At 60.4% G+C, this 26,757-nt stretch carries 23 protein-coding genes, 2 tRNA genes and 1 pseudogene; 17 read left to right on the top strand and 9 right to left on the bottom strand.

Annotated features, from left to right (window positions below):
• Positions 1-14: 14 nt before the first annotated feature.
• Entirely contained in the window at positions 15-662 is a 648-nt protein-coding gene (locus tag Q4577_RS08570; RefSeq protein ID WP_244688342.1) for a GntR family transcriptional regulator, read from the bottom strand.
• Positions 663-716: 54 nt separating this feature from the next.
• A complete protein-coding gene (locus Q4577_RS08565) occupies positions 717-1,412 on the bottom strand; it encodes a M48 family metallopeptidase (protein ID WP_244688340.1) in 696 nt (231 codons plus the stop codon).
• A gap of 131 nt (positions 1,413-1,543) precedes the next feature.
• On the opposite strand from Q4577_RS08565, the gene Q4577_RS08560 reads away from it, so the two are divergent.
• The 3 genes from Q4577_RS08560 to Q4577_RS08550 all read left to right on the top strand — a co-directional run bounded on the left by Q4577_RS08560 (position 1,544) and on the right by Q4577_RS08550 (position 3,353).
• Positions 1,544-1,876 (top strand): TIGR02300 family protein, encoded by a 333-nt coding sequence (locus Q4577_RS08560; protein ID WP_244688338.1) that lies wholly within the window; start codon positions 1,544-1,546, stop codon positions 1,874-1,876.
• A 114-nt stretch (positions 1,877-1,990) separates the two neighbouring features.
• Positions 1,991-2,066: transfer RNA gene (locus Q4577_RS08555), tRNA-Ala, on the top strand.
• Positions 2,067-2,261: 195 nt separating this feature from the next.
• Complete coding sequence (locus Q4577_RS08550) at positions 2,262-3,353, top strand: tyrosine-type recombinase/integrase (RefSeq protein ID WP_303469324.1); 1,092 nt, start codon at positions 2,262-2,264, stop codon at positions 3,351-3,353.
• Here the strand turns inward: Q4577_RS08550 and arsJ are convergent.
• The 3 genes from arsJ to Q4577_RS08535 form a co-directional block, all read right to left on the bottom strand.
• Positions 3,348-4,631 (bottom strand): organoarsenical effux MFS transporter ArsJ, encoded by a 1,284-nt coding sequence (gene arsJ / locus Q4577_RS08545; RefSeq protein WP_303469323.1) that lies wholly within the window; start codon positions 4,629-4,631, stop codon positions 3,348-3,350. The two genes, Q4577_RS08550 and arsJ, sit on opposite strands and share 6 nt — an antisense overlap.
• 79 nt (positions 4,632-4,710) lie before the next feature.
• Complete coding sequence (locus tag Q4577_RS08540) at positions 4,711-5,709, bottom strand: ArsJ-associated glyceraldehyde-3-phosphate dehydrogenase (RefSeq protein WP_303469322.1); 999 nt, start codon at positions 5,707-5,709, stop codon at positions 4,711-4,713.
• Entirely contained in the window at positions 5,706-6,569 is an 864-nt protein-coding gene (locus Q4577_RS08535; protein WP_303469320.1) for a helix-turn-helix domain-containing protein, read from the bottom strand. Before Q4577_RS08535 ends, Q4577_RS08540 begins: the two co-directional genes overlap by 4 nt.
• Positions 6,570-6,698: 129 nt before the next feature.
• On the opposite strand from Q4577_RS08535, the gene modA reads away from it, so the two are divergent.
• The 3 genes from modA to Q4577_RS08520 are packed head-to-tail and all read left to right on the top strand — an operon-like array spanning position 6,699 to position 9,273.
• Positions 6,699-7,526 carry a molybdate ABC transporter substrate-binding protein gene (gene modA / locus Q4577_RS08530; RefSeq protein ID WP_303469319.1) on the top strand — a complete coding sequence of 276 codons (828 nt, stop codon included), beginning with the start codon at positions 6,699-6,701 and terminating at the stop codon, positions 7,524-7,526.
• On the top strand, positions 7,526-8,194 hold the full coding sequence (modB, locus tag Q4577_RS08525; protein WP_303469317.1) for a molybdate ABC transporter permease subunit: 669 nt from the start codon (positions 7,526-7,528) through the stop codon (positions 8,192-8,194). The genes modA and modB overlap by 1 nt, the downstream gene beginning before the upstream one ends.
• Positions 8,194-9,273 carry a molybdenum ABC transporter ATP-binding protein gene (locus tag Q4577_RS08520; protein ID WP_303469315.1) on the top strand — a complete coding sequence of 360 codons (1,080 nt, stop codon included), beginning with the start codon at positions 8,194-8,196 and terminating at the stop codon, positions 9,271-9,273. The genes modB and Q4577_RS08520 overlap by 1 nt, the downstream gene beginning before the upstream one ends.
• A gap of 12 nt (positions 9,274-9,285) precedes the next feature.
• Here the strand turns inward: Q4577_RS08520 and Q4577_RS08515 are convergent, their stop codons facing one another.
• Complete coding sequence (locus tag Q4577_RS08515; protein WP_303469314.1) at positions 9,286-10,167, bottom strand: MBL fold metallo-hydrolase; 882 nt, start codon at positions 10,165-10,167, stop codon at positions 9,286-9,288.
• 464 nt (positions 10,168-10,631) lie between these two features.
• On the opposite strand from Q4577_RS08515, the gene Q4577_RS08510 reads away from it, so the two are divergent.
• From Q4577_RS08510 to Q4577_RS08460, 11 genes and pseudogenes are all read left to right on the top strand, one after another.
• A complete protein-coding gene (locus tag Q4577_RS08510; protein ID WP_244688319.1) occupies positions 10,632-11,951 on the top strand; it encodes a nucleotide sugar dehydrogenase in 1,320 nt (439 codons plus the stop codon).
• A 5-nt stretch (positions 11,952-11,956) separates the two neighbouring features.
• Positions 11,957-13,435, top strand: coding sequence for a glycosyltransferase (locus Q4577_RS08505; protein ID WP_244688317.1), 1,479 nt, complete (start codon positions 11,957-11,959; stop codon positions 13,433-13,435).
• Positions 13,436-13,444: 9 nt separating this feature from the next.
• Complete coding sequence (locus tag Q4577_RS08500; protein WP_303469312.1) at positions 13,445-14,533, top strand: hypothetical protein; 1,089 nt, start codon at positions 13,445-13,447, stop codon at positions 14,531-14,533.
• A 2-nt stretch (positions 14,534-14,535) separates the two neighbouring features.
• Complete coding sequence (locus tag Q4577_RS08495) at positions 14,536-15,939, top strand: sugar phosphate nucleotidyltransferase (protein WP_244688312.1); 1,404 nt, start codon at positions 14,536-14,538, stop codon at positions 15,937-15,939.
• Complete coding sequence (locus Q4577_RS08490; protein ID WP_303469310.1) at positions 15,929-17,458, top strand: right-handed parallel beta-helix repeat-containing protein; 1,530 nt, start codon at positions 15,929-15,931, stop codon at positions 17,456-17,458. The genes Q4577_RS08495 and Q4577_RS08490 overlap by 11 nt, the downstream gene beginning before the upstream one ends.
• 28 nt (positions 17,459-17,486) lie before the next feature.
• Positions 17,487-18,227, top strand: coding sequence for a hypothetical protein (locus tag Q4577_RS08485; protein WP_244688308.1), 741 nt, complete (start codon positions 17,487-17,489; stop codon positions 18,225-18,227).
• Between the two features lie 15 nt (positions 18,228-18,242).
• Positions 18,243-19,529 (top strand): hypothetical protein, encoded by a 1,287-nt coding sequence (locus Q4577_RS08480; RefSeq protein WP_244688306.1) that lies wholly within the window; start codon positions 18,243-18,245, stop codon positions 19,527-19,529.
• The gene (locus tag Q4577_RS08475) at positions 19,517-22,249 is read left to right on the top strand and encodes a hypothetical protein (RefSeq protein WP_303469307.1); all 2,733 of its coding nucleotides are present in this window, start codon (positions 19,517-19,519) and stop codon (positions 22,247-22,249) included. The genes Q4577_RS08480 and Q4577_RS08475 overlap by 13 nt, the downstream gene beginning before the upstream one ends.
• A 14-nt stretch (positions 22,250-22,263) precedes the next feature.
• A complete protein-coding gene (locus tag Q4577_RS08470; RefSeq protein ID WP_303469306.1) occupies positions 22,264-23,265 on the top strand; it encodes an alginate lyase family protein in 1,002 nt (333 codons plus the stop codon).
• A gap of 103 nt (positions 23,266-23,368) precedes the next feature.
• Positions 23,369-23,443, top strand: a tRNA-Phe gene (locus tag Q4577_RS08465).
• A 372-nt stretch (positions 23,444-23,815) separates the two neighbouring features.
• Positions 23,816-23,926 (top strand): annotated as a pseudogene (locus Q4577_RS08460) (IS5/IS1182 family transposase); the annotation flags it as partial.
• Here the strand turns inward: Q4577_RS08460 and Q4577_RS08455 are convergent.
• The 3 genes from Q4577_RS08455 to Q4577_RS08445 form a co-directional block, all read right to left on the bottom strand.
• The gene (locus Q4577_RS08455; RefSeq protein ID WP_303469305.1) at positions 23,881-24,894 is read right to left on the bottom strand and encodes an MFS transporter; all 1,014 of its coding nucleotides are present in this window, start codon (positions 24,892-24,894) and stop codon (positions 23,881-23,883) included. The pseudogene Q4577_RS08460 and the gene Q4577_RS08455 sit on opposite strands and share 46 nt — an antisense overlap.
• 100 nt (positions 24,895-24,994) lie before the next feature.
• Complete coding sequence (locus Q4577_RS08450) at positions 24,995-26,080, bottom strand: FAD-dependent oxidoreductase (RefSeq protein ID WP_303469304.1); 1,086 nt, start codon at positions 26,078-26,080, stop codon at positions 24,995-24,997.
• Entirely contained in the window at positions 26,080-26,757 is a 678-nt protein-coding gene (locus tag Q4577_RS08445; protein WP_303469303.1) for an SDR family NAD(P)-dependent oxidoreductase, read from the bottom strand. Before Q4577_RS08445 ends, Q4577_RS08450 begins: the two co-directional genes overlap by 1 nt.

Here is a 26,757-nt window from a genome sequence, read left to right as displayed (position 1 = left end):
TCGGCCCTCTGCGCCTAGGTGGTCAGCAGGCGCAGGCCTTGGGTCACATCGGACCGCACCGCCAATCGCAGCCCCGGTTCATCCCCCGCTTTCAGCGCGGCAATGATCAGCCGATGATAATGCGGCGCTTCGGTGCGGCGCAGCCGCCCATAAAGCGACCGCATGGTCGGCCCCAATTGCAGCCAAACGGTTTCCGCCATCGCCAACATCGCAGGCGCTTGTGCGCGGAGATAAAGCGTGCGGTGAAACTCAAGATTGACGCGGATATAGCCCGCAGCATCCCGGTTCGAAATGACCTCGGAAATCGTTGAGTTGATGCTTTGCAGCCGTTCGATCAGCGCAATATGCGCACGCGGCATCGCCCGGCTGGCCAATTCCACTTCGATCAGCGAGCGCAACGCCGCAAGCTCTTCTATCCGGTCGTTGCTCAGCTCGGGCGTTGACACCCGGCCAGAGCTGGACAGAGACAACGCACCTTCGGCCACCAACCGGCGCACGGCTTCGCGTGCAGGCGTCATCGACACCCCGAATTCGGTCCCGATCCCGCGCAGGGTCAGCGCCGCACCGGGGGCAATCTCGCCATACATGATCTGCGTGCGCAGGCGGCGATACACCCTGTCATGGGCGGATGTGGCGCTGTCTGGCTTGGGGTTCATCAACATGGCGCAATTGTGATCACAAAAGCCGGATCACGCAAGTCAGTTCTGCGTCACATGTCAGTTCTGTGTAAAACGAATGCGATGCAGCGCCGCGCCCTCGTCGCGCAGCCAACGGCGGGGGCCCTCATACGCACCATAGAGCCGCTCAACCACCGCCCAGAAGGCAGGTGAATGGTTCATCTCTGCCAGATGCGCCACCTCATGCGCGGCAACATAATCCAGCACCGCCGGCGGGGCGAGGATAAGCCGCCAGGAATACATCAAACCGCCATCCGCAGTGCAACTGCCCCAACGAGAGCGGGTATCGCGCAGCGTCAGGCGGTTATAGGGCCGCCCCAACGCCGCGGCGTATTCATCCGACGCCGCCGCAAGCCGCGCCCGCGCACGGGTTTTCAAAAAGCCCAGCAGCCGCGCCGCTGCGCGATCCTCCGTCCCCGGCACCAAAATATGGTCATCCGACATCTGAACCCGGCGCCCGGATCCGATGCCCACCCGCCGCAACCGACCCTCAACCGGAAGATCCACCCCGACGCGCACCTCCAGCCAATCGGACTGTCCAGCCAGATGCTGCCGCAGCCAATCTTCTTTTTCGCGGGCAAATTCCAACGCCTGGGCTTCGGACACGCCGCGCGGACGGGTCAGCGTCACGGTGCCATCCAGAGACGAGATCCGCAGGGTAATCCGACGCGCTCGGGCAGACGACCGAAGCAGAAGCGGCACCGGGGGGTTGCCGGGAAGCGAATGTTGGCCCATATGGGGTCCTTATGCAGGCTTTTGCGCGCCTTTCGCCAAAGGCTTTGACACGGCATTGGTCTTATGGCAGTGGAACACGATTGCCCGCAAGACTGAATGCCCGCCAGACCGAAAAACTGAGAGAGACCGAGATGCCCAAGGAAGAATGGGGAACAAAGCGCCTTTGCCCCGCCACCGGCAAGCGCTTTTATGACCTGAACGCAAATCCGATCGTCAGCCCCTACACGGGTGAGATTCTGGAATTCGACAGCACCAAATCGCGCATGATCCAGGCAGACGCCGCGGATGCCGCATCTGCCAAAGCCGCTTCGAAGGACGAAGAAGAAGAAGTGGTGCTGGATGATGATGACGCCGATGCCGTTGACGTGGATCTGGGGGATGACATCCTCGAAGATGACGACGACGAGGACAATGTCTCGCTTGACGAGATTGCCGATGTTGCATCGGACGACGACGACTCCTGAGGCGAAATAAGACGCCACAGGAAAAAACGGCGCGGGGGGAAGATTTCTGCTTGAACCTCTCCCCGCCTTTGCATATGACGCGCGTCACGGGGACAACAAGACGTCCTCTGGTTCGGGGCCTTAGCTCAGCTGGGAGAGCGCTACAATGGCATTGTAGAGGTCAGGAGTTCGATCCTCCTAGGCTCCACCAAACACTTCCTTGGGGAATGTGTTTCATCCTTTCGACATTACATCCGGACAATCGTCGTTTCACAGATACGCCGAGGGATTCCGCATATTTGCGCCCGTGCCCCTTCGGGCCTTCTCCGACTGCAAGGTCGGGTTGCTTTGGGTGCCCTTGCGTCCGATAATTGCATTGGCACAGCTGTCGTCTTATGATCGCTATATGCAAGACACGCCACGCAAATCCCCCGACGAAACGCCAGAGATTGATCCCGCTGCGTCAGATCCCACCACGCCAGACACTGGCCGTGACATAGCCCTGCCCGCAGATGTGGCGGGGTCAGGCACCCTCGACCGGCTTGTCGACACCGCACGCGCTTTTGCGAACCAGGCCGCATCGGACAATACGCTCAAGGCATATAGCCGTGATTGGGCGCATTTTGCCCGCTGGTGCCGGATGAAGGGCGCAGAGCCGCTGCCGCCCTCGCCAGAGCTGATCGGGCTTTACCTTGCGGATCTGGCCGCCCCCACACAGGGCACGGCCCTGTTGGTGTCCACAATTGAACGGCGCTTGTCGGGGCTTGGCTGGAACTACGCTCAGCGCGGTTTCACGCTTGATCGCAGGAATCGCCATATCGCAAGCGTTCTGGCGGGTATAAAACGCAAACACGCCCGCCCGCCCGTACAAAAAGAGGCCATCCTGCGGGATGACATTTTGGCGATGGTGGCCAGCCTGCCCTATGATCTGCGGGGATTGCGGGATCGCGCGATCCTGCTGTTGGGCTACGCCGGTGGGTTGCGCCGCACCGAGATTGTCAGCCTGGACGTCAACAAGGACGACACGCCGGAATCGGGCGGTTGGATCGAACGTCTTGATGAAGGGGTGATTTTGACCCTGAACGCCAAAACCGGCTGGCGCGAGGTTGAGATTGGCCGAGGCTCCTCTGATGCGACCTGCCCGGTTCACGCGCTGGAACAATGGCTGCACTTTGCCAAAATCGACTTTGGCCCGATCTTTGTGCGCAGCTCGCGGGATGGCAAACGCGCGCTTGCCGCCCGGCTAAGCGACAAACATGTGGCCCGGTTGATCAAACAGACCGTCTTGGCCGCCGGGATTCGCGCCGACCTGCCAGAGAAAGAGCGTTTGGCGCTGTTTTCCGGTCATTCCCTGCGCGCCGGGCTGGCCAGCAGCGCCGAGGTTGATGAACGCTATGTCCAGAAACACCTGGGCCATGCCAGCGCCGAAATGACCCGCCGCTATCAACGCCGCCGCGACCGTTTCCGGGTCAACCTGACCAAAGCAGCCGGGCTATGATGCCGCTGCGGTGTCTGCTTCGGCCGGGGCCAGTTTCAGGGTCGCAAGCCAGCTAAGCGCGATCATCGCCGCCGCCGTCGCCAGACACAGCGCCACGCCGCCGATCTGATACGACAGGCCAGATAGCACCGTGCCCAACAGCCGCCCGGCGGCGTTGGCCATGTAATAGAATCCGACATCCATCGTCACACGTTCCTCGCTGGTGAAAGCAAGGATCAGATAGGAATGCAGCGAAGAATTGACCGCAAACAGCGCCCCGAACGCCAGCAGGCCGATCACCAATGTCACCGTCAGCCAAGTGGTCGGCGCGCCGGCAAGCGCCACCAGCACCGCCAATGCCGCTGGCACCACAAACAGCGCCGCAACCCAGTGGCGGGCCAATGCGGTGATCTCGTCATCGCTGCGGGACTTGGCCCGCAAGAGCCTGGGTGCGCTGGCCTGGACCGCGCCATAAAGGATGATCCAGACCGCCATGAAGCTGCCGATCAGGAAAAACGCGGCGCGGTTGCCCTCTTCTGTGCCATCCGACAGGACCGCGTAGAAATAGATCGGGATGCCCACCACGAACCACACGTCGCGCGCGCCGAACAGAAACACCCGCGCCGCGCTCAGCCAATTGATGTTGCGGTTCTTTGACCAGACTTCATTGAATTTTGCATCCTTGCGTCCGGCGGGCAGACCCGAAGGCATGCGCAAGGCAATCGCCACAAGGATCACCGCCAGCACCGCCGCCATGAACAGCACCGAGGCCACAAAACCAAACAGCCCCAGCGCCGCCGCCCCAAGCAGGAACCCGACGCCCTTGACCGCGTTTTTCGACCCGGTCAGCAGCGCCACCCAGCGGAACAACCCGCCGCCATCCTTCGGGGCCAAAACCTTGACCGCAGATTTCGATGACATCTTGGCCAAATCCTTGGCCACCCCCGACGCGCCCTGCACCAGCATGACAAAGGCCACCGACAGCCCGATGGACCAGCTTGGGTCCAGCTGCGCCAGCGCCAACAACGCGACAACCTGCAAACCCAACCCGGCATATAGTGTTGAGGTCAGGCCGAACCGCGCCGCGATCCACCCCGCCGACAGGTTGGTGACCACGCCGGCAATTTCATACAGCACAAACAGATAGGCCAATTGCACCGGCGAAAAGCCGAGCGTGTGAAAGTGCAACAGCACCAACATGCGCAAGGCGCCATCGGTCAGCATGAAGGCCCAATAGGCCGCCGTCACGGCAACATAGGCGGCAAAGCCGTTTGGTGTTTCAGTGCTTTGTGCGGTCATTGGTCAGGGCCAGTTCTGAAAGAGGAAAGCCGCCACCAGCCCAAAGAACCGGAGGCGGTAAAAATTCAAGCACAGGGGATCAAAGGCTGTTGCCTACCATCAAAGCCACATCCACCAACCGGTTGGCGTAGCCCCATTCATTGTCATACCAGGCATAGATTTTGACCTGGGTGCCATTCACCACCATGGTCGACGGCGCATCGACAATCGAAGACCGGGGATCATTGGTGTAATCGGTCGACACCAAGGGGCGGGTTTCATAGCCCAGAATGCCCTGCAACGGACCTTCGGCTGCGGCTTTGAACAGCGCGTTGACCTCTTCCGCCGTGGTGTCGCGCTCTACCTCAAAGACGCAATCGGTCAGCGAAGCATTCAGCAGCGGCACGCGCACGGCATGGCCGTTCAACTTGCCCTTGAGATCCGGGTAAATCAGCGTGATCGCGGTGGCCGATCCTGTGGTGGTCGGGATCAATGAGTTCAGCGCAGACCGCGCCCGCCGCAGATCCTTGGCCGGGCGGTCGACAATGGTCTGGGTGTTGGTCACATCATGGATCGTGGTGATCGACCCATGTTTGATGCCCAGATTTTCGTGAATTACCTTGACCACGGGCGCCAGACAATTGGTCGTACAGCTGGCCGCCGTGACAATCCGGTGGGTCGCCGCATCATAGATGTCGTCATTCACGCCCATCACGATATTGGCCGCATTGCCATCCTTGACCGGGGCCGAGACCACAACCTTTTTCACGCCGGCGTCAAAATAGGGCTGGATCTTGGCCTCTGTCTTGAACACCCCGGTACAGTCGATCACTACATCCACCCCATCCAGCGGAAGATCCGCCAGATCGCGGCTCTGGTGACAGGGGATGCGGGTGCCGTCGATGGTGATGCTGTCGCTATCTGCGGCAAAATCAGCCTTCCAGCGGCCATGAACCGTATCAAATTCCAACAGATGCGCATGCATCGCCGGATCCCCCACCGCGTCATTGATAAAAGCGATGTCAGCGCCGCGTTCCAGCAGCGGACGCAGGGCCAATTTGCCCATACGTCCCAAGCCGTTCAATGCATATGTCGTCATGTGTCTTCCTTTACGCGACCGATGTCGTCGACCTTGTTTTGCAGCGAGACCCGATCCAGCGCATCAAATGGCAGAGCGGCAAACGCCATGATACGATGACGCATCATTGCGTAAGTTTGTTGAAACGCGAGCCGCTTTTCCGCTTCTGTCCCGGTTGCGCGCACCGGATCCGGCAACCCCCAATGGGCGCTGATCGGCTGGCCCTGCCAGGCCGGGCATTCCTCATTCGCGGCGCGGTCACACACGGTGAACACGAAATCCATCTTTGGGGCATCTTCGCCCTGGAATTCATCGACGTTCTTGGATCGAAGATCGTCGGTCGCAATATCCTTGGATTTCAGCATTTCCACCGCAAATGGGTTCAGCTCGGAGTAATGCTTGGTGCCTGCCGAAAACGCATTGAACCGGGTGCCGCCCAGTTTACGCAGAATGGCCTCGGCAAAAATCGACCGTGCGGAATTGCCGGTACAGATGAAAAGCACGTTGTATTTGCGATCTGACATGGTGTGTCTCCTGTCGGACTGAGGATCGTTTTGATCGAAGGCGGGCCCATTGAACAAAGGCGGGCAAAGATCGGGGCGGCCACGGCAGCAATCGAGAAACAGATCACTGATCAGCGCCTGGGCTGCTGTCGGATTCATGGAATACAGCAGCGACGTTCCCCGCCGCTCCTGAGTAATCATGTCGGCGCGGGTCAAGGCCGACAGATAGACCGACGCGGTCGAGGCCTTGAGCCCCAAAATCCCGGCAATTTCACCGGCAGGCAGCGCATCGGGACATCTGCGCACCAGCAAGCGAAACACCGCGAGACGCTGTGGGTGGCTAAGAACGGCGAGTTTATCTGCAATATTTATTTCCATAATTCATGAATAACCAAACAATCACGATTCGACAACCGGAAACAGCGGTCTGTGGCGTCGTACAGAGGTCGGGGTTGGAACCCCTGCACTGGCCCGGTAAGGTTCCTGCGAAACTTGGAAATTGCCGCCGTGCCCCTCGCTGTGCCCCCGCCCCGCCCTGTATCGCTGGCTCTGTCGCGTCGAACGCTGATCACCAGCGCGGCCGCCTTTGCCGCTGCTCCGGTGATGGCTGCCCCGGTGATGGCTGCGCCCGCGCCCGTGATTGCCGCCGCCGCTTCGTTGCGCTTTGTGATGGCGGATTTGCTGGCGGCCTTTCTGGACAGGACCGGTGACACTGTGCGGGTCTCATTTGGCGCTTCTGGCACCCTGGCCCAGCAAATGCGCCACGGCGCCCCGTTCGAAATCTTTTTGTCGGCTGACGAGACCTATATCCGTGCGCTGGCCGCGGATGGCGTCTTGCCCACCGACGGCGTGATCTATGCCAAAGGCCGATTGGCCCTGATCGCCCCAAAGTGGGGCCCGCTGGATGTCGACAGTGATTTGGCCGGGCTTGCCGCCATGTTGGGCAGCGGCACATTACATCGCTTTGCCATCGCCAACCCGGCACATGCGCCCTATGGCATTCGCGCGCGCGAGGCCTTGCAGCATCGTGACTTGTGGCAGGCGTTGCAGCCGCATTTGGTGCTGGGTGAAAACGTCGCCCAGGCCGCGCAATTTGCTGTATCGGGCAATGCCGACGGCGGGCTGATTGCGGCGTCGCTCGCCAATGCCGGGCCGGTGGCCGCGCAGGGCCGGTCGGCGCTGATCCCCGAAGACTGGCACAGCCCGTTGAACCAACGCATGGCGCTGACCGCAGGGGCCGGACCGGTTGCACAGGCATTTTTTGCCTTTCTCCAGGACAAGGAAGCACAGGCCATATTCACCAACCACGGTTTTGCCCTGCCGGGGGGGGCGTGATGGATTGGCAGGCCCTGTTCCTGTCGCTGCGTCTGGCCGCCTGGACGGTGGTGGTGCTGCTGCCGGTGGCGATCTTCTTTGGCCGGTTCCTGGCCTTTCAACAGTTTCGCGGCAAAGGCGCGGTCGAGGCGCTGGTCATCCTGCCGCTGGTCCTGCCGCCTACTGTGTTGGGGTTTTACCTCTTGGTGGCCTTTGGCGCGGCCAGCCCGGTTGGCAAGGTTTGGCAGATGCTGTTTGACGGCCCGTTGGTGTTCAGCTTCTCTGGTCTGGTGGCGGCATCGGTGCTGTTCAACCTGCCCTTTGCCATCCAACCGGCCCAGCGCGGTTTCGAAGCGGTGCCGGTCGAGGTGCGCGAGGCCGCAGCCTGTTGCGGGATGTCACCGATGCAGGCCCTGCGCCGGGTCGAATTGCCCTTGGCCTGGCCGGGTGTGCTGACCGGAATGGTGCTGACCTTTGCCCATACCCTGGGCGAATTCGGCATTGTCCTGATGGTCGGCGGTGCAATCCCCGGCGAAACCCGCACCATTGCGATTGCGATTTATGACCGGGTGCAATCCTTTGACATGGCTGGGGCCGCCCAGATGTCGGCCGTTTTGCTGGCGATATCGTTAAGCACGATCGCGATGACATTCTGGCTGTCGACGCGCACCGGGCGGAGGTTGTCCTGATGGCGCTGACGGTCACCCTGCGCGCCACGGCACCAATCCAGATGAATGTCGCGCTTTCGGCCAAAGCCGGCGAGGTGCTGGCGCTGGTTGGCCCGTCGGGTGCCGGGAAATCCACCATCCTGCGCGGCATTGCCGGGTTATGGACGCCGGACACAGGCCGGGTCGCGGTTGGAAACGCGGTCTGGTTCGACAGTGCCACGTCACTGGACACCCCCGCCTTTCGCCGGCGCGTCGGCATGGTCTTTCAATCCTATGCGCTGTTTCCGCAGATGTCGGCGCTGACCAATGTCATGGCGGCGGGGGCCAACCGCGCACGCGCACAAGAGTTGCTGACCCTTGTCCGCCTTGCCGGGCTTGAGGCGCGCCGCCCGGCGGAATTGTCCGGAGGCCAGCAACAGCGGGTGGCCGTGGCACGGGCCTTGGCACGTGATCCTGAGGTCCTTTTGCTGGATGAGCCGTTTTCGGCGGTGGATCACGCAACCCGACAGGGGCTTTATGCCGAGATCGAACGCCTGCGCACCCATCTGGCCATGCCGGTGGTCCTGGTGACCCATGACCTGGAGGAGGCCCGGCGCCTGGCCGATCAGATTGCGGTGATCGACAACGGGCAGGTTCTGCGCCAGGGACCGACGCAGGACATCCTGTTTGACCCCGTCGCCCTGCGTGGCATCGGACTGCGCGGCGCGGGCGCAACCCTGACCGCGCGACTTGAGGCCCAGGAAGCCGACGGGCTGACACGGTTGCAGGCGGCGTCAGGTCCGCTCTGGCTCCCCCGGATCAGCGGCGCTGTCGGCGATGTGGTGCGGGTGCAGATCATGGCGCATGACGTGATCCTGTCACGCAACGCCCCGGTGGATGTGTCTGCCCTGAACATCATTCCGGGCGTGATCGACACCATCGTGCCGGGCGACGGCCCCGGTGCAATTGTCACGCTTCAGGTTGGTTCAGAGCTGCTGCTGGCCCGGATCACCCAACGTTCGGTCCAGACCATGGGGTTGGCGCCGGGTCAGAGCTGCTTTGCGCTGGTCAAGTCGATGGCCGTCGCGCCGCATCAGATCGGTCGCGACAGCGCGTCTTGACCCTCAGACCGGTTACAGCCCGTTCACCGGCACCTTCAGCATCGGGAAACCATCCTTGTCCTTGGGCACCTCGCCGGCCCGCATATTCACCTGCAACGATGGGATAATCAGTTTCGGCATGCCCAACTGCGCATCGCGTTCGGTGCGAAACGCAATAAAGTCCGCCCGCGATTTGCCACCACCAACATGTATATTATGTGCCTTTTCAGCGCCGACAGTGGTTTCCCACTGAATATCGCGGCCATTGGGACCGTAATCGTGGCACATGAACAGACGCATGTCGTCGGGCAGTGCCAGCACCCTCTGGATCGAGTCGTAAAGCGTGCCGGCATCGCCGCCGGGGAAATCCGCCCGCGCCGAACCACCGTCCGGCATGAACAGCGTATCCCCGACAAAAGCGGCATTGCCCATCACATAGGTCATGCAGGCGGGCGTGTGACCGGGGGTATAAAGCGCATGAACCGGCATCTCCCCGACATGATATATATCGCCATCCTCGAACAATTGATCGAACTGGCTGCCATCGCGCTGAAATTCAGTGCCCTCGTTGAACACCTTGCCAAAGGTATCCTGGACCATCAGAATCCCGGAACCGATCCCGATCTTTCCCCCCAATTGTGCCTGAATATAAGGCGCCGCCGAAAGATGATCGGCATGGACATGGGTTTCAATAATCCATTCGAGGCTGAGGTCGCGCTTTTTAACCTCGGCAATTATCTGGTCCGCATGGTCATGCGTGATTCGCCCGGCGGCGTAATCCATGTCCATTACACTGTCGATAATGGCGCAAGCGGCGGTCGCGGGATCCTTGACGAGATATGAAATCGTATTTGTTGCCGAATCAAAGAACGCCGAAACATCGGGTTTGATTTGCATTTGCACAGGAAAATCCATGGTGATCTGTCTCCTGACCGAATGGGGCGGACCAGACGAATGGCCCGTTCAAATCACCCTAACACAGCCCCGCATGCCCATACATAGAAAAAATTGAATACTTGATTTCACGATCAAAACCCCCTGTCCCCGGCCATAGTTCCGGACGGGTCGACCAAAATTGTTACCCCAATGATTTATGGGGTTTGCCGGGAAAGAGCGCCAATTCCCCGCGACGCAGCGGTCCGGCGAAGATCGGCCAAATTTTAATGAAAAGATCAGCGAAAACCCGCCAGTCAGCACACTTCATGCTTGCATTCTGCGCAGGTCACTTCGCTGTAGCAGAAATGTCACCATGCGCGTTTTGGTAATCATTGTTAACATTTTACTTTACCTACGACATGCATCTACCTAAGTTTTATCGAAAAAAGACGAGCAAACACTTCAATCATAATCACTCACAAAGAGTGAATTGAGAGGCAGATATGGCAAGAATCAGTGTCTTTGGCATTGGGTATGTAGGCGTGGTTTCCGCGGCCTGCTTGGCCCGAGATGGTCACCAAGTTATCGCAGTGGACGTCGATCCCGGCAAAATTGATGCGATCAACGCAGGACTTTCCCCCATTGTGGAAAACGGTCTGGATGAATTGATCGCAGACGTGGTGAAAGCTGGTAAGCTCACCGCAACAGATGATGTGCAACACGCCATCGACAATACCGACGCCAGCTTTATTGCGGTCGGCACCCCCAGCGCCCCGGATGGGTCGGTTGGTCTTAAATATGTTGAAATCGTTTGCCGCAATATCGGCAACGCATTGAAAAACAAAGATGCCTACCATGCGGTTGTCATCCGGTCGACAATTGTCCCCGGTTCGACCGAAGGCACATGTATCCCGACCCTCGAAGAGGCCAGCGGCAAGAAATCCGGCAAGGATTTCGGCGTCGGATACTATCCTGAATTCCTGCGCGAAAGCACAGCGATCGAAGATTACTATGATCCCGGCCTGATCGTTTTCGGCGCCCAGGACAAAGGCACCGCCGACATCCTGACCGAGATCAACCAAGATCTGCCTTGCGACATCAAAGTTGTCGATGTCCGCACCGCGGAAATGGTGAAATACACCTCGAACACATGGCGCGCGGTCAAAGTGACCTTTGCCAACGAAATCGGCAATATCGCCAAATCGTCCGGCCTCGACGGCCAGACCGTGATGGAAATCTTGTGTTCCGACACCAAGGTTAACATCTCGTCCTACTTCATGCGTCCCGGTTTTGCCTTTGGCGGCTCCTGCCTGCCCAAAGACGTGCGCGCGCTGCGCCATCTGGCGGCAACCCAGGGCACACCTGCGCATCTGCTGAACGCCGTTCTGGAAGCCAACGAAGCACAAATTCGTCGCGCCGAGGAAATGGTCGAACGCACAGGCGCCAAGAAGGTGGGCTTTGTCGGCATCTCCTTCAAACCCGGCACCGACGATCTTCGCGAAAGCCCGCTGGCCGAACTGGCCGCGCGTTTGATCAAGAACGGCGTACAGGTCGACATCTATGACCCCTATGTGCACGAAGCCTATGCCAACGAAAACTCGACCGCGGGCCGCGGCAACGACGTGATCCCTGACCTGAAGGACCGGATGAATCCGGATCTGGACGCGATGATCAACGATGCGGGCGCCATTCTGGTTGGCAACTTCTATCGCGAGACAGTGGAAACACTTGAAGCTGCCTCCAAGAGCCGTCCTGTGCTGGATCTGACGCGGATGAACCGCGACAAGGTCTCTGACGGCACATACGAAGGCATCTGCTGGTAATCGCCATGATCCTTGCGCTTTCGCATTTGGCCTACTTCTCAGTGGTAATCCTGCTGGTCACCCTGGTGCCGAAAACGGCACTAGGGGAGATTTCCTATGCGACCAACACGATTTTCATCATGGGGTTTCTGGGCACCTGGCGGTACAGTTGGGCGGCAGTCAACTTTACCCGCGCTATTATCTTCCGCCGGATTGTCCATCCCAAGCGAAAGCGCAAAAACCGCAAGCGGTTTGCCGCATTGGTCGGCAAATCGCACATGTATATGCTGGTCACCTCCTATATGGTGGAACCGCATGTCACCCTGCCCGTCTATCGCAGTGTCTTTCGCGCCGCTTCCCGGGCGCGGGACGGGGCAACGATTGTGGCTTCGGTGGTGGATGGGGCAGACGAACGCCTGATCCGCTCCATCTTTGAAAGCCAGACAGAGGACATGAGCAATGTCCAACTGATCATTGACCGGATCAAGGCCAACGGCAAACGCGACGCCCTGGCCAAGACCCTGCGTATTCTTGGCGCGCAAAGCCCGACACACCGCGACATTCTGGTGTTTGTCGATGGTGATACCATGGTGCCGGAAGACATCTGGTACGAAAGTGCCCCGGTGTTCACCGACCCCAAGGTCGGCGCGCTGACCACCGACGAAGGTATTAGAATCGATAAGGAAAACCTGTTCAAAGACTGGTTTGTGCTGCGGTTCAACCAACGGCAGGTGATGATGTGTTCGATGGGTCTGTCGAAACATGTGCTGACCCTGACGGGCCGGATGAGCGTGTTTCGGGCCGATCTGGCCACACGGCCGGATTTCATCGAAGGCATCAACTATGACTTCCTCGATCACTGGCGTCTGGGTCGGGTCAAGTTCCTGACCGGTGACGACAAATCGACTTGGTTCTGGTTGCTGAAAAACGGCTATGAGATGCATTATCTTCCGGATGTTGCCTCGATCAGCTATGAGACACAGCCGCGCCCGACCTTCTTTGACAGCTCCAAGACGCTGATGGTGCGCTGGTTCGGCAACATGATCCGCACGAACGGGCGCGCGATGCGGCTTTCGCCGCGGCTGATCGGGCCGTTCACATGGTGGTCGATCATCGACCAACGTGTGTCGATGTGGACCACCCTTGTGGGTCCAATCACCGTCGCACTTGCGGCCCTGATGGTCACCCCATCGGTGATCCCGCTCTATATCGCCTGGGTTTTGACCACCCGTTACATTTTCTGCGTCATTATTGCGTTGTTCCGGGGGACCTGGTTCCCGATCACGCATCCACCGATCCTTTATTTCAGCCAGGTCGTCGGTGCGGCACTGAAAACCTATGTCAGCTTCCGCATGGACAAACAAAAGTGGACGCGTCAGGGCAGCGGCACGGTCCGCAAGGTCGTGGCCTTCCGCGACAAGCTCAAAGCATCTGAATCCACCGCGCACCACGCCATAGCGATTACATGGCTCACCGTCGCCATCCTGTTTTTCACCAAGGTCTGAGGCAACATCATGCTCGACAGAACCAATAATAATAATTCGAACGGCACCCCGCCACCGCCCCATATTCCCAGTGAATTCGGGTTCGACAATGAGCATCCTATTCTGCCGGTTCCCTTTACCGCGCAGATTGGCGATGCCCGTTTCAGTGGCAATGGCATTTCCGTCACCGCCGCTTATGTCGAAGCTACAGGGCCAATCTCGACCACATTGTTTGGCAGCCGCCAGGCCGTGCGACTTCGGTTTGACTTCGGTGGCTTCACCATCACGCTGTTTCCCGAAGCACGGGTGATTGCCAATGGTGCGGACGGCGATTTGATGCTGCAATTCATCGACCCGACCGGGCCGCATTTGCCGCAGCTGCGCTATATTCTGAACACCTATATTGCCGGCGACGTCGTTTCGCTGGGCTCGATGATGGCCTATACCGGCCCGACCCAGCCCAAAGAACCCGCCGCCAAGGGCGGTGCCAAAGCCGACCTGCGCCGCCGGATCAAAAGCATTGCCGCAGCGACCCTGTCGGCCGGGCTGATCCTGGTTGCGCTTTATTCGCTCTATTCGCGCTATACCACCAACTACGAGCTGCGCCCGGTGTTCATCATGCGCGCGGGCAATGAAATGCGCGCCACCGGCGGCGGTCAGGTGCTGTACCTCAACAGTGAGGCCAAGCAAGGCGAAGTGCTTTATTCGCTGTCTGCCACCACCGGCGATGTGCTGAACTTCCAGTCCCCTTGCGACTGTGAGGTGGCTGTGACCGACGGCATGTTCGAAGGCGCCACTGTCCTGCCCGGTGACAGCATCCTGACACTTTACGGCCAGGACGACAAAGTCAGCGTTCAAACACAAATGAGCACAGAAGGTCTGTCGCGCGCGATGAGCGGCGAGAACGTCCATCTGATCATGGATGACGGGCGGGCCATTCCCGCGCGTGTCATCCTGACTTCGGCCACCAGCGCCGCAGCGGAAAACGGCGACATTTTCCTGCCCGTGCGCATGGAGCCAATACCCGGCGCCCTCACCGCCAATGACATCGGGAAATCCGCGCGGGTGCGGCTTTCCAAGGCAATTTTTGCCAAGCCATTTGACAACGGGAACAACTGACAATGAAAGAGATCACACCTCTGATCATCTGCGGTGGAAACGGGACACGGCTTTGGCCCATCTCCCGCACGCAAAGCCCGAAACAATTCCAGCGTGTTGGCGACGCCGCTTCTCTGACCTTCTTTCAGACAGCGATCGACCGCCATTCCTCTGAGGGGTTCGGCACGCCACTGGTTGTCTCTTCGGCCAAACACACGCTGATGTTGCACCGTCAATTGCAGCAAATTGGGCGCGGCGCGGATGTCATCCTGGAACCGATGGGTCGCAACACCGGTCCTGCGGTTCTGTCGGCGGCCCTGCGTCAGATGGAAAAAGACCCCGATGCGCTTATGCTGGTTGTGCCCGCCGATCACGTGATCGAAGGCGACATCAACAGCGCCATCCTTGCGGTGCGCGCGGCGGCAGAAGACGGCTATATCATCACCTTTGGTATCAAACCGCGTTATGCTGAAACCGGGTTTGGCTACATCACCGATGGCGGCCCGATCTTTGCCCACCCTGCCCTGCGCGAGGTCGAACGCTTTGTCGAAAAGCCGCCCACCCGCAAGGCGCGTCTGCTGGTTGAAAGCGACATCGCTTACTGGGCCTCGGGCATCAGCCTGTTCAAGGCCTCGACCATCATCGAGGAATATGCCCAATACGACCCCGAAACGCTTGAGCATGTGAAAAAGGCCGTTGCCGGTGGCAAGGAAACGCCCGAAGGGCTGTTGCTTGACGCCGACGCCTTTGCGCTTGCCGATGACGAGCCGACCGAAACGGCCGTATTCGAACGCACCCGCAAGATCGCGCTGTGCCCACTGGATGTGGATTGGAGCGATGTCGGCAGCTGGACGGCGATGTATGGCATTTCCAATGCCGATGCCCAGGGCAACGTCATTCAGGGCGATGTGATCCAGGTGGAAACCAAAAACTGCATGGTGCGGTCGGAAACCCGGCTTGTGACCTGTGTGGGACTGGAAGACATCATTGTGGTCGACACCGCCGATGCGTTGCTGGTCACCAAGGTCGGGCATTGCCAATCGGTCAAGAAAGTGGCGCAGCACCTGAAATCCACCTCGCGCGTCGAAGCCGAAAAGCACCAGCGCAGCGATTTCGAATGGGGCCACATCTGTCAGATCATGGAACGTGATCACATGACGATGTGCACCGTCAGCGTGAAACCGGGCGCGACCATGCGGCTTGACCCTGCGCCGGGCCGCGAAGCAATCATCACCACCGGCGAAGTGTTGCTGACCAATGGCCGCACACAGGCGCGGATGGGCGAAGGCGACCGTCGCGAGCTTTGTGAAACCACGCCAACCACGCTGTCCAATCCGACCGATGGCATGATCGAGGTCATGGTCATCACGATCGCCGCGCAGTCGCAACTGCAGGATCTGGCAAGCAGCGCCCGTTATGCATCGTGAAACCGCCATATCGGTGACCCGGACGTCGCCAGCCAGACGGCTGGCGGCGCTTGGGGCGTTACTGACAGCGATGCTGGCAGTGACATCACCGCTGGCCGCCGCACCGGACAGCCCGGGCCAATTGCGCCGCATTGCCGTCGAACGGCTGGCGATCGCAACCGAAGCTGACGGCCGGGCCCACCGCCGGGCACGTGAAATGCTTGGCTCTGCCGGGTTCCCCCTGCCCGCCGTACCCGGCCTTGTGCCGCTGGCACCGCGCGGCGAAGCGGCCCTTGCCACCGACCGGTTTGACCTGCGGATTGCACTGGGCCTGCTGGCCCAGGCATTTGGCCATGATGACAACAGTGCCGTGCTCGATGCCCAGGAAGAAAACGGCGTGCATGCCGTCATTGTCGAACGTGGCAGTCTGGGATTGGCGGATCTGACCCGGATCATGGGTACAGGCGCAGTCGCCCAGGGCAACGTGGTCGAACTTCATGCACCGCTGATCCTTTGGCATGATGCGGAATTGCATTTGAACGCGAATGAGGTGCTGCAACTGTCGCGCCGCCATGGGGCGTTTATCCTGAATTTCGGTCGGTTGATCGTGGATGGCGCCGGGATTCACGGTGTCGGCACGCAAAGCCCCTATAACGAAGAATTCGCACCCTTCATCACCACATCCGGCCCGGGTACGATGCAGATGCGCAATGCGCAGATCTCCGATCTTGGCTTTGGCGGCTCGGTGAAGTTTTCCGGCCTGTCCGTGGCGCGTTCCGCGCTGGACCGGCCCGCAGCCGCCTCTTTCATCATCGACAGCGTGATCGAACGGGTGCAGCGGATTTCGATCCAGGCGGCCAGCAATCTGACCATCGACAACAACCGCATCATCGACGCCGGCAGCGCCGCTTTGGTCGTGCAACACAGCCGCAACACCACCATTTCCGCCAATATCATCACCGGCAAATCCAACACCAATGCGATCCGGGTTCTGGATGGCGCGGTGGGCACGGTGCTGGCGGGCAATGCGATCCTCAAAGGCGACCGTGCCGGCATCCTGATCAAACAGGCCGCCGACAACACCCTGGTCAAAGACAATATTGTCTGGGCACGGGGCGGCGGTGGCATCAAGGTCGACCGCGCAAGTTGCACCGAGGTGATTGGAAACTTCCTGATTTCCAACCGCCAAAAAGGCATCGAAGTCCGCCGCAGCCTGGATGCATATCTGGCCGGAAACTATCTGGTGGACAACAAGAGCGCCGGGATCTGGGTCTCTGGCCAACCGAAACGCGCCGTCACCCGCATTGAAGGCAACGTACTGGATTCCAACGGTTCCGGCATTGCCACCGCGACTGCGGCGGCGGTCCTTCTGGAAGGCAACGACTTTTCGGCGCAATTTCCGAAATTCTTCTCTGGCGATCTGTCACCACAGGCCCGGTTTGTGGCTGCGGATGTGACGGGTGAGACGCCAATTGCACTGGATGCGGCCGGACCGGTTCCGATCACCGACCTGGTGCGCAACTGCGAAAGCGCGAGCTAGGGCCATGGTGAGGGGCTGGACCAAATCATTGGCCATCGTTTTGGCCGGGCTGGTGCCGCTGAGCGATGTTGCGGCCCAATCCCTGACCCTGCCCTCCAGCGCGGAATCGCGCCGGATTTCGGTTGTGGTGGATCGTGGCATCACCAGCACGCGGCAATTGCCCACCACGGCCTTGCGTCAATTGCGCAAGGAAATGGTGTCGGGCGCCCCAATGGCCGAAGACGATCTGCGCGCTTTGGCCAATCAGAAAGACGGGCTTGCCGCGCTGAAGCTGACCAAGATCCTGCGCCAACGCGGCGTGGCGCAAAATGCGTCCGATCTGGCCTATTATGCCAGCATCGCAGCAGGGGCCGGGCGCAAGGGCATGTTGGATGACATGATCGGCGCGCTGTATTTCCTGTCGCCCGCCACAGAGCCCAGCAGCCGGATTTCGCAATATATTCGGGTGCTTTACGCCCATGCCTGGGCCGGAAATACCCAGGCACAGGATGCAATGGTGGCGTTGAACGGCCCGGACCAGTTGTTTGGCCCGATGTCGGACGCCACGCGCGACCGCATTGTCGCGCTAAGCAGCACCGGGAACGGCCGCATGGTCCTGTCCCTCGCGATGAAGGACATGGGCCGGACCGATCTGAACAGAGCTGAGCTGAACCGGGTATTGGGATATCTGGAAATCGCAGACCGGCGGGGAGATCTGGCGATACGGGCAATGGCGTTCAGCCTTGCCGAACAGGCCAAAGCACGGCGCAACGCGCTTGCGGTGAATTAAGGGATGGCACGGCAGATGAGACTTCTTGAACGGTTTGGTGCGGCGCTGATCGGTGTGGCCCTGACCGGCACTTTGGTTGGTCCGGCAGCGGCACAATCACAATATGGCTGCCGCGATCTCGCGGGGTCGCAATATCTGGCATCGGTCGAAGGGCGCGACGGAGTGTTTTTCCGCATTTCGCCCGATCTTTCCAATATGCACCCGATGACCCCGGAAACTGTGGCTGATCTGGCTGAATTGAGCCAGGCATTGGCGGCCAAGGGCACGGCATTGATCTATGCGCCGGTGCCGACCAAGCCGCTGGCCCTGCCCCGGTATCTGTCCCCCGAGGCGATGGATTTCGGCTTTGATTACTCGCTGGCCACCACGGTCTATCTTGATGACCTTGGAAAATTGCACGAGGCCGGCGTGCGCGCGGTTGATCTGCGGGCGGAAATGGCCCCGGCGAATGCGCCCTTGTCGTTCTTTCGCGCCGATCCCCGGTTGAACGCCGCGGGGGCACAGCTCGCGGCGCGGGCCATTGCCCGGGCGATCGCGGCGGTCCCCGGCATCGAGGCACTGGCCCGGAACCGGTTTCAAACCCGCCCCACCGGCAGCGCCAATGTCGAATCGCACAGCCGGCTGGTGCGGCAGCAATATTGCGCCGAACCTCTGCCCGAGGCCACAACCGAGACATTTGCAACCACACGCGCCTCGACCGGCGATGGCCCACAGGGCGTGATTGCATTGGTGGGCAGCGCCCATTCCGACACGCCCGAAGCCAATTTCGCCGGTTTCCTGGCGGAAGAGACCGGCATTCAGGTGATCCAGTATTCCGTGCCCGGTGGTGGCGCCTTTGCTGCGATTTCGACCTATCTGACCTCGGCCGAATTTCAACAGGCCCGCCCCAGTATCATCGTCTGGGAACTGCCCCTGGCCGAAGCGCCCGGTCTGAGCGACGACCAAAGAATGCTGGAATTGATTGCCGCAGCGCGTGGCAGTTGTGATCTTGGCCTGACCGTCAGCCGCGAAGGCGGCAGCCGCGACCGGGTCAACGCCGATCTGTCGTCGGTCAGCGACCAACATGACAAGATCCTGTTCATCGACGCCGACGGCGCCCAGGCCCGCCGCGCGGTGTTCACCTGGCACGACAATCAGGGCCGCAGCCGCAGCCGCGAAATCACCCGCCACCCGGCACAGCTGCCCACCGGGCGGTTTTATGTACCGATGTCCGGGCTTTGGCCCGAAGGGGCCCGCAACGTCACTGTCACGCTGGACGCGACATTGGGAGACAACACCGAGATGCGCCTATGTTCGCGATAAAACGTCAAATCCCGCACGCCCTGGTCGCTACGGCGGTCCTGGCCCTGAACCTTCCTGCCGCAGCCACGGCCGCGCCGCTGGACTTTGCCTTTTTGCCGCCGCCGGTCGAACAACAGAACCTCTGTGGCGGCGACGGTCCCGAAGAGCTGATCTCTGACGCGCCCGGACCGGGATCTGACGGCGAACTGACCACCATTGAACGGGTTCGGTTCCTGCAACGCGACATTCGCCGATATCAGGCCGAAGATCCGAACCGCTATTTTGATTTCATCGTCGCGCTGCGCAAACGGCTGTCGCAGGCTGATGCGCGGTTTGGCGGCATGGATGAAACGCTTGATCTGATCGGATTGCATATCGACGCCGGTCGGCTGCGGGAATTGATGCAGGCCGGGCTGGTACAGCAACTGAACGAGCGCCGCGCAGAGCTGAACTATACCCAAAGCATGAAACTGGCGCAGTTCTTTCTGAACGGCATCGGCGTGCAACGCGACGAGGAACAGGCGCTTGATCTGATCCGCGACGCTGGTTTTGGCGGCAATGCCGATGCATTGCTGTTCATCGCGCGCCGCATGGCCGAGGGCCGCCCTCTGCCCGGTTGGGAGGCACCCGCCAACCTGACCGCAACCATGGCCTTTGGCGGATTGCTAGGCCAGATGGACAGCCAGATCTGCATCCGCGCCGAACGCATCGCGCAAGAATACCGCAAAGGCATCATTGTTCATCGCAACACTGACATCGCTTTGGCCTGGGACCGGTTTGCCGCCGATCTTGGATCGGCACGGGCGGCATGGCGGGTGGTGGAACACCATCTGGCTGCCGGCGTGATCGAGCAGGACAACGACGAAATGCTGGCCTATCTTCAGCGTGCGGTCGAACGCGGTATCGCAATTGACGACAGCGCCGAAGGCCAGCTGCAGAGTGCCGGGGTCGACCTGGACATGTTGCGCGAAATACTGGCCTTCAATCAGGCCGAGGATCGCGGCCGCCGACGCCCGACCCTGACGCCGCTGTTGCAACTTGATGTCAATATCGACGCCTTGGAAAACAGCCCCTCCAGCCCCTATCTGACCTACCTGCGTGAGGTTACGCAGATTCCATCGGCCCCCGGAGCGATTTACACCGATCTGGCCAAGGAAATTGCGGTCCGGCTTGGCCGCTGGGGCGGCGAAGCGCAGATGATTGCCCAGTTGGAAATCGCGGTTGCGCGCGATGACGCCGAGGGGATGCGGCTTTTGGCCGAGCGTCTGCTGCGCTATCGCGACACCCCGGCACAATTGGACCGGGCCGTCGATCTTTTGACGCTGGCGGCAACGCGCCACAGCGACGCCGATGCGATGGATGATCTGGACAAACTGTTTCGCTGTCAGATCCCCACCGCGCCGCATTTGGACCAGGCCGAGCCCTGGGCCCGCGCCTTTCGCGCGACAGCACATGAAACCGTGCAGGTCAGCGCGACAAACCTGATTTCGCTGGACCCCTACAAAGACCCCTGGAGCCTGGCGCATCTGCAACGTCAGGCGCTGGCTGGGCGCACAACCTCGCTGGCGAACTATCTGGAATTGGTCAACATCGACCCGATTGCCACCGAAACCCGGCAACGGATCTGGGCTGATCGGCTCGACAATTCCGACAAGGGACTTGAGGAATTCGCCAAGCTGGAGTTTGAACTGGCGACCAACCCGGCGGAACGCGCGCTGGCGCTGGAATTCTTTCGCCGGGTCTATCTGAACAACGGCGTGACCTCGGCGCTGGATGTGGCCGTGGCGATGATCAACGACAACGGCACCGACCCCGCCGTGGCCACCGAAGTGCGCCGCTTGCTGCGTCAGGCCAGCTATCGCGGCGAAGGTGCCGCAATCCGGCTGCTGGCACGTCTGGGCAAAACCCCCGAGGCCGAAACGGCTGTGTTCACCGAATTTGCCCAAATCATCGAGGAACGCGGTGATTTCCTGGCCTTGATGTTCGCCCTGCCCCATGTCGCGCCCAGCCAGTACGACGATTACTTTGACCGGGCGGTCAGCCTGATGGCCTGTTCGACCAAGGACACCAGCGAGCTGGGCGAAGCCCATGCCATCCTGGACAATCCCGACATGGCCTATCACTGGCGTCGGATCGGGCTGGTGCTGCATGGCGGACATGTGTTGGCGAAACTGCGGTTCACAGACACCCAAATGGAAGTGTTCGATACCGGCGCCGCACCGACACCGGTCGACGTGGTGGCCCGTGACCGTGGCGACGACATTGCGGCACGCTGGCGGTTGTTTGACCTGACGGCGCGACCGGATCTGTCTGGCTTTGACGCCCAGGCCGCCGCCGGGCATTTCGCTGGGCTGGTGTCGCAACCCGACAATATTCCGCGCGCATTCGAGCGGTATTTCGCCGCTCCGCCAGAAGTGAGACGCGCCATTGACCAGTCGATGAATTTCCGTCAACTGTTGGCGCGTGCCACGGCATCCGGCGAACCCGAGGCCCTGTGGCGGCACGCACGTCTGCTGCAATCGGAGGCACGAAATGTGCAGACCATGGCCGCAGCGACCGCAGCCGTCCGACAGGCCGCAGAAGCCGGTTCCGTGGCGGCAATGGCTGAATTTGGCCGGGCCAAACTGTATGGCACTGGCACCAATCGAGAAGTTACGGAGGCCCTTGAATGGCTCGACAAAGCTGCCGCAGGTGGAAACCAAGAGGCGGGCGAACTGGCGCGGCAATTGCGATTGCGCTGACACTGGGATCTGCGTTGAGTCTGGAGCTGGGAACCAGCACCGCCGTTCGGGCACAAGAGCTGAATTGCCCACTTGCGCCCGCGCCCGTGCTGTCTCTGGCCATCGAAAGCCGATATACCGATGACAGTGAAACCCGGTCAGAGATCGACAAGGAGGCCGAGGCGGCCGCCATTGCCGATCTGAAGCCGCTGGACAATTTCATTGTCTCCCTGACCGATCAGGCAAACCAGATTTTTGCCCCGGATGCCCCGCATGAGGAAATCGCCGATTGCGTCGTGCATCAGGTCGCTGAATGGGCCCGTGCCGGGGCGCTGGCCAATCTGGATTCCGACACCACACGGCTGACCATTGGATCCCGGTTGGCCGGGTTCGCGCTTGCGCTGCGCCAGGTGGTGCCGCATGGCGGCACAGAGGACGACCTGAACGCCATTCGCCCATGGTTGGCGGGTCTGGCGCAAGATCAGATGCTGTTCTGGGAAGAAGCCGCGCCCAAGGGCGCCAAACGCGGCAATCTGCGTGCCTGGGCGGCGCTTGGGGGGGCTGGCATTGCGGATCTGACCAACGACCCTGTGCTGCGCGGCTGGGCGGGCTGGTCGGTGGACTATGTGCTGTGCACCGCCAACCCCGACGGCAGCCTGCCACAAGAGATGTCGCGCGGGCGGCTGGCCTATCATTACCAGATGCATGCCGTCGCGCCGCTGGTGGTGGCCAGCAAGCTGCTGCGCGATCAGGGCTACCACCCTGGCGCACGCTGCGAAGATGCACTGGAACGTGTGGTCAACTTTACCATCGCCGAGATGGACGGCGGGGCGCGCACAATGGAAATCACCGGCGAAGCGCAAAATTATTTCGACGGCAGCCGCGAGATCACCGGCTACAACCTTGCTTGGCTCCCGGCCTATCTGACCCTGTCACCTTCCGCGGAACTCACTGATTTGGCTGCATCTTTCGCCCCGCTCGGCAGTTCCAAACTGGGCGGCGACCAAAGCCTGATCTGGCAATCGGAGACCCAATGACCCGCAATGCAAAATTACATGGGAAATTTTGCAAAAACCCACTGGACACTCCCGCAACCCTAACCTAGAACGCGTCCACCCGAACGGTTGTCCGTTCACCCATGCCCGGGTAGCTCAGGGGTAGAGCAGTGGATTGAAAATCCTCGTGTCGGTGGTTCGATTCCGCCCCCGGGCACCATTAAAACTGTAATATATATCTGTTTTAATTGGATAATTCAGATGGCACTTGCGCGTCTGTATCCACATCCGTATCCACAAGGCGGATGTAGCTGTGCGAATGATAGCCGTGAAGTATGTCAAACCTGACCCCCGAAATGGAAACCTGATCTACCGGAGGCGCGTCCCAAAGGCGCTGGCGTCGAGTGTCGGCAAAACAGAGTTCATCAAAACGCTGGGTCGCACGACCGCTGAGGCGTTGATTGCATACGGCCCTTTCCATCAGCAGATCGAACACATGCTGGCACTGGCAAAGAACGGCGTCACCGGCCTTTCCCCTGCCAAACAGCGGGTGCGACTGACGGCCATGCTGCAAGGTTGGAACGCCGAGCCCCATATAGGCGCGCCGGTGCTGCTCAGTGGTTTGCCAAACGCCGACTGGTTGCTCGGAGATCGCGGCTATGACGCAGACTGGTTCAGAGAAGCGTTGCAAGACAAAGGGATCCCAAGAAGGATGAGAGAGATGAAGAAATGCCTCAGATCCAAACCGGTCAGCGCAACAGCACCGGAAATGCCGATGAGGATCAGGCCAACGGCGGTGACCTTTTCCTTGCCGAACCCGGCGATCAGCTTGCCCGTAACAAGGCTGGGCGCGAACATCGCCAGCACATGCCATTGAATACCCCAAGCTGCGTGGTCAATCGAATGCCCGCATCCGACCATCGCCAGCGGTGCAGCCGTCATGACAAATGACATGAGCCCGTAAGACACCACGCCAGCAGCAACCCCAAGCATGTATTTAGGCGAAGCCAGAAGTTGGAACACGTTGCGCCCCCCGTCATCGGACGGCGTTTGGGCTGTGGCTGCGGGGTGGCGGCCCCTTAATCGGATCAGAACAAAAAATGCGATGAGCGCCAGCGCCGCTTGGCTCAGGAAACTACCCGCAAAGGGCACCCCCGGCACAGCGTCGCGCGTGGCAATGACCAGTTGCGGGCCGATAATGGCCGCGACCAGCCCGCCAACCATGACCCATGAAATGGCCCGCCCCCTGTCTGCCCCTTCGCGCCCGTCGGCAGCTGCGAAACGGTAAGACTGGACATAAGACGCATAGAGCCCCGCCAGAAACGTTCCCAAACAGAAGAATATGAACGCCCCAAATGATATCGCGCCAGCGGCGATCAATCCGGACAACACGCCGATCATCGCCCCTAGAAGATAACCGTTGCGCCGCCCATAGTGTCGCATGATCGAAGCGGCAGGCACCGTTCCAAGGGCAAGCCCAAGATTGTAAATGCTGACCGGCAGCGTCGCCAAAGCAGGGTCAGTCGCAAGATCCTGGCCAACCAATCCCCCCAGCGAGATTACAATCGGTCCACTGGCAGCCCCCCCCCAAAAAAAAGATTGGGCAAGGATCAGCACCGTAAGGTTGCGCCGAAACCCGGCGGTTTCAGTCGTGTCTATGGTCGGTGTCATCATATTTCACCCGTATGGCCACCATGCCCCTTGGATGGGCTTGGCGCGGCGTGCTCTAATTTGTCCAATGGATGCCCAAGACCATGCGGGCGGTCGGTGATCAGGTCTGCATGGGTTCGTGCAGCGCCAGTGTGTTGGCCGCATGTTCTGCCGCCTCTAATGCGCCCTCAAGAAAGCCTCCGAATTCCGGGGCGGTTTCGGTCGACGCAAATATCATCCCGCGTGCTGAAAGGACACGCAGGTTGGTCGGCAAACCATAGCGGGGGTGGCTTCGGACCGGTTGTCGATCCCGTGGGCGCGCGATGTCTGGAATGGTCGCCCAGTCCTGCAAAACAAGGTGAATTGGGTTGGCCATTTTCGGACCGAACATCGCCGTCAGCTGCATCACCGCAAGGCGCATCATCTCATCTTTGTGCTGGGCACGCGCATCCGCAGGGACCCCGACAAAACCGAAGAGCGCATAGGGACCGCCCTGCCTTGGCGAAGCATCATGGATTTCAACCATCGGCCCTTGCTGGCTCATGGCGTCGCCGGACAGCCCGGCATTTCGCCAATGAGGCTGGTCGTAAAGCGCGACGATCTTGGCCTGACCGGCCATCCAGGTCGGCACGTTTTGCAAAGCCTGCGTTTGGGCTGCATCCAGGGCGGGGTCAAAGGAAACGGTATCGGCGATGACCCGGGGCGGCACGGCCATCACGATCCTGTTGGCCTTGATGATCTGTGCGCTGCCGTCTTGATCGACCCGCGCCGTGATGTTGTCCGCCGAATGGTCGATCGACGTCAGCCGCGTGCTGGTCATGATCATCGCCGGATCCAACCCTTTGGCCAAGGCATGCACCACACGGCCGATCCCACCTGCCAAGCGGTACGACCCCGTCATAGAGGCATAACCGCGCCCGCGCTGCACAGCACCGTTTTGCTCTTGATAGACCAAGTCACCTGTTGAGAACTGCTCGAACACAGGGATCTGAAAACGTTCGGCAAGGGCCGCCATGCGCGGCTGGCCCGGCCAGAACCACGCAGGCCCAAGGTCAAACGCCCCGCCCGAAAACTCTTTGGTCAGGATACGCCCGCCAAGGCGGTCCCGCGCTTCAACCAGCAAGAAATCGCGGCCCTGCCGGGCCAGATGGTCGGCAAGCGCAAGACCCGACAAACCACCGCCCACAATCAGAACATCGGTCTGCATCAGAACGCCTCTCCCATCGGTCTGAGGTCCAGCTCATGCGTCCAGGTGGATCGTGGTTGATCCGCCAGCGTCAGATAGGTGCGGGCAATATCCTCAGGTTTCATCATCCGTGCAGGGTCCATACTGTGCAAGGCGCGGCTGGCATCCGTGTCGACAATCCCGTCAAGAACCACATGCACGACGTGGATACCCTGCGGCCCATGTTCACGCGCCAGCGATTGGGTCAACGCCCGCAACCCCGCCTTGGCCGAGGCAAAGGCAGCGAAATTCTTGCCACCACGAAGGCTCGCTGTCGCGCCGGAGACGATGAAGGTGCCACCGCCGCCTTCCACCATCGCGGGCAACACGCTTCGGGCCAGATTGACCGCTGAAAGCACCATCGCACGCCATGTCGCCTCAAAATCTGTCGTCGTGGTATCCTCAAACCCCGCGATCACCAGCTTCGCCGCGTTGTGAACCACCAGTTTTGGTGCCCCATGGGTTTGGATCAGATCCGACACAGTTTGGCCTGTTTGATCAGGGTCGGACAGGTCAACGGCATGTGTCGTGCCCGCCGCCCCATCGGGAACCGAGCGGTTGAGGCCGATGGAAGTATAGCCGTTCTGAGCAAAGGTGCGCACCAAACTCTGCCCAAGACCGGCCCCCGCCCCGCCAACGATCGCAAGTGGATCTGACAT

Source organism: Marinovum sp. 2_MG-2023, from assembly GCF_030548265.1.
Taxonomy (GTDB): Bacteria; Pseudomonadota; Alphaproteobacteria; order Rhodobacterales; family Rhodobacteraceae; genus Marinovum.
This window is presented reverse-complemented; position numbering and strand designations above follow the sequence as displayed.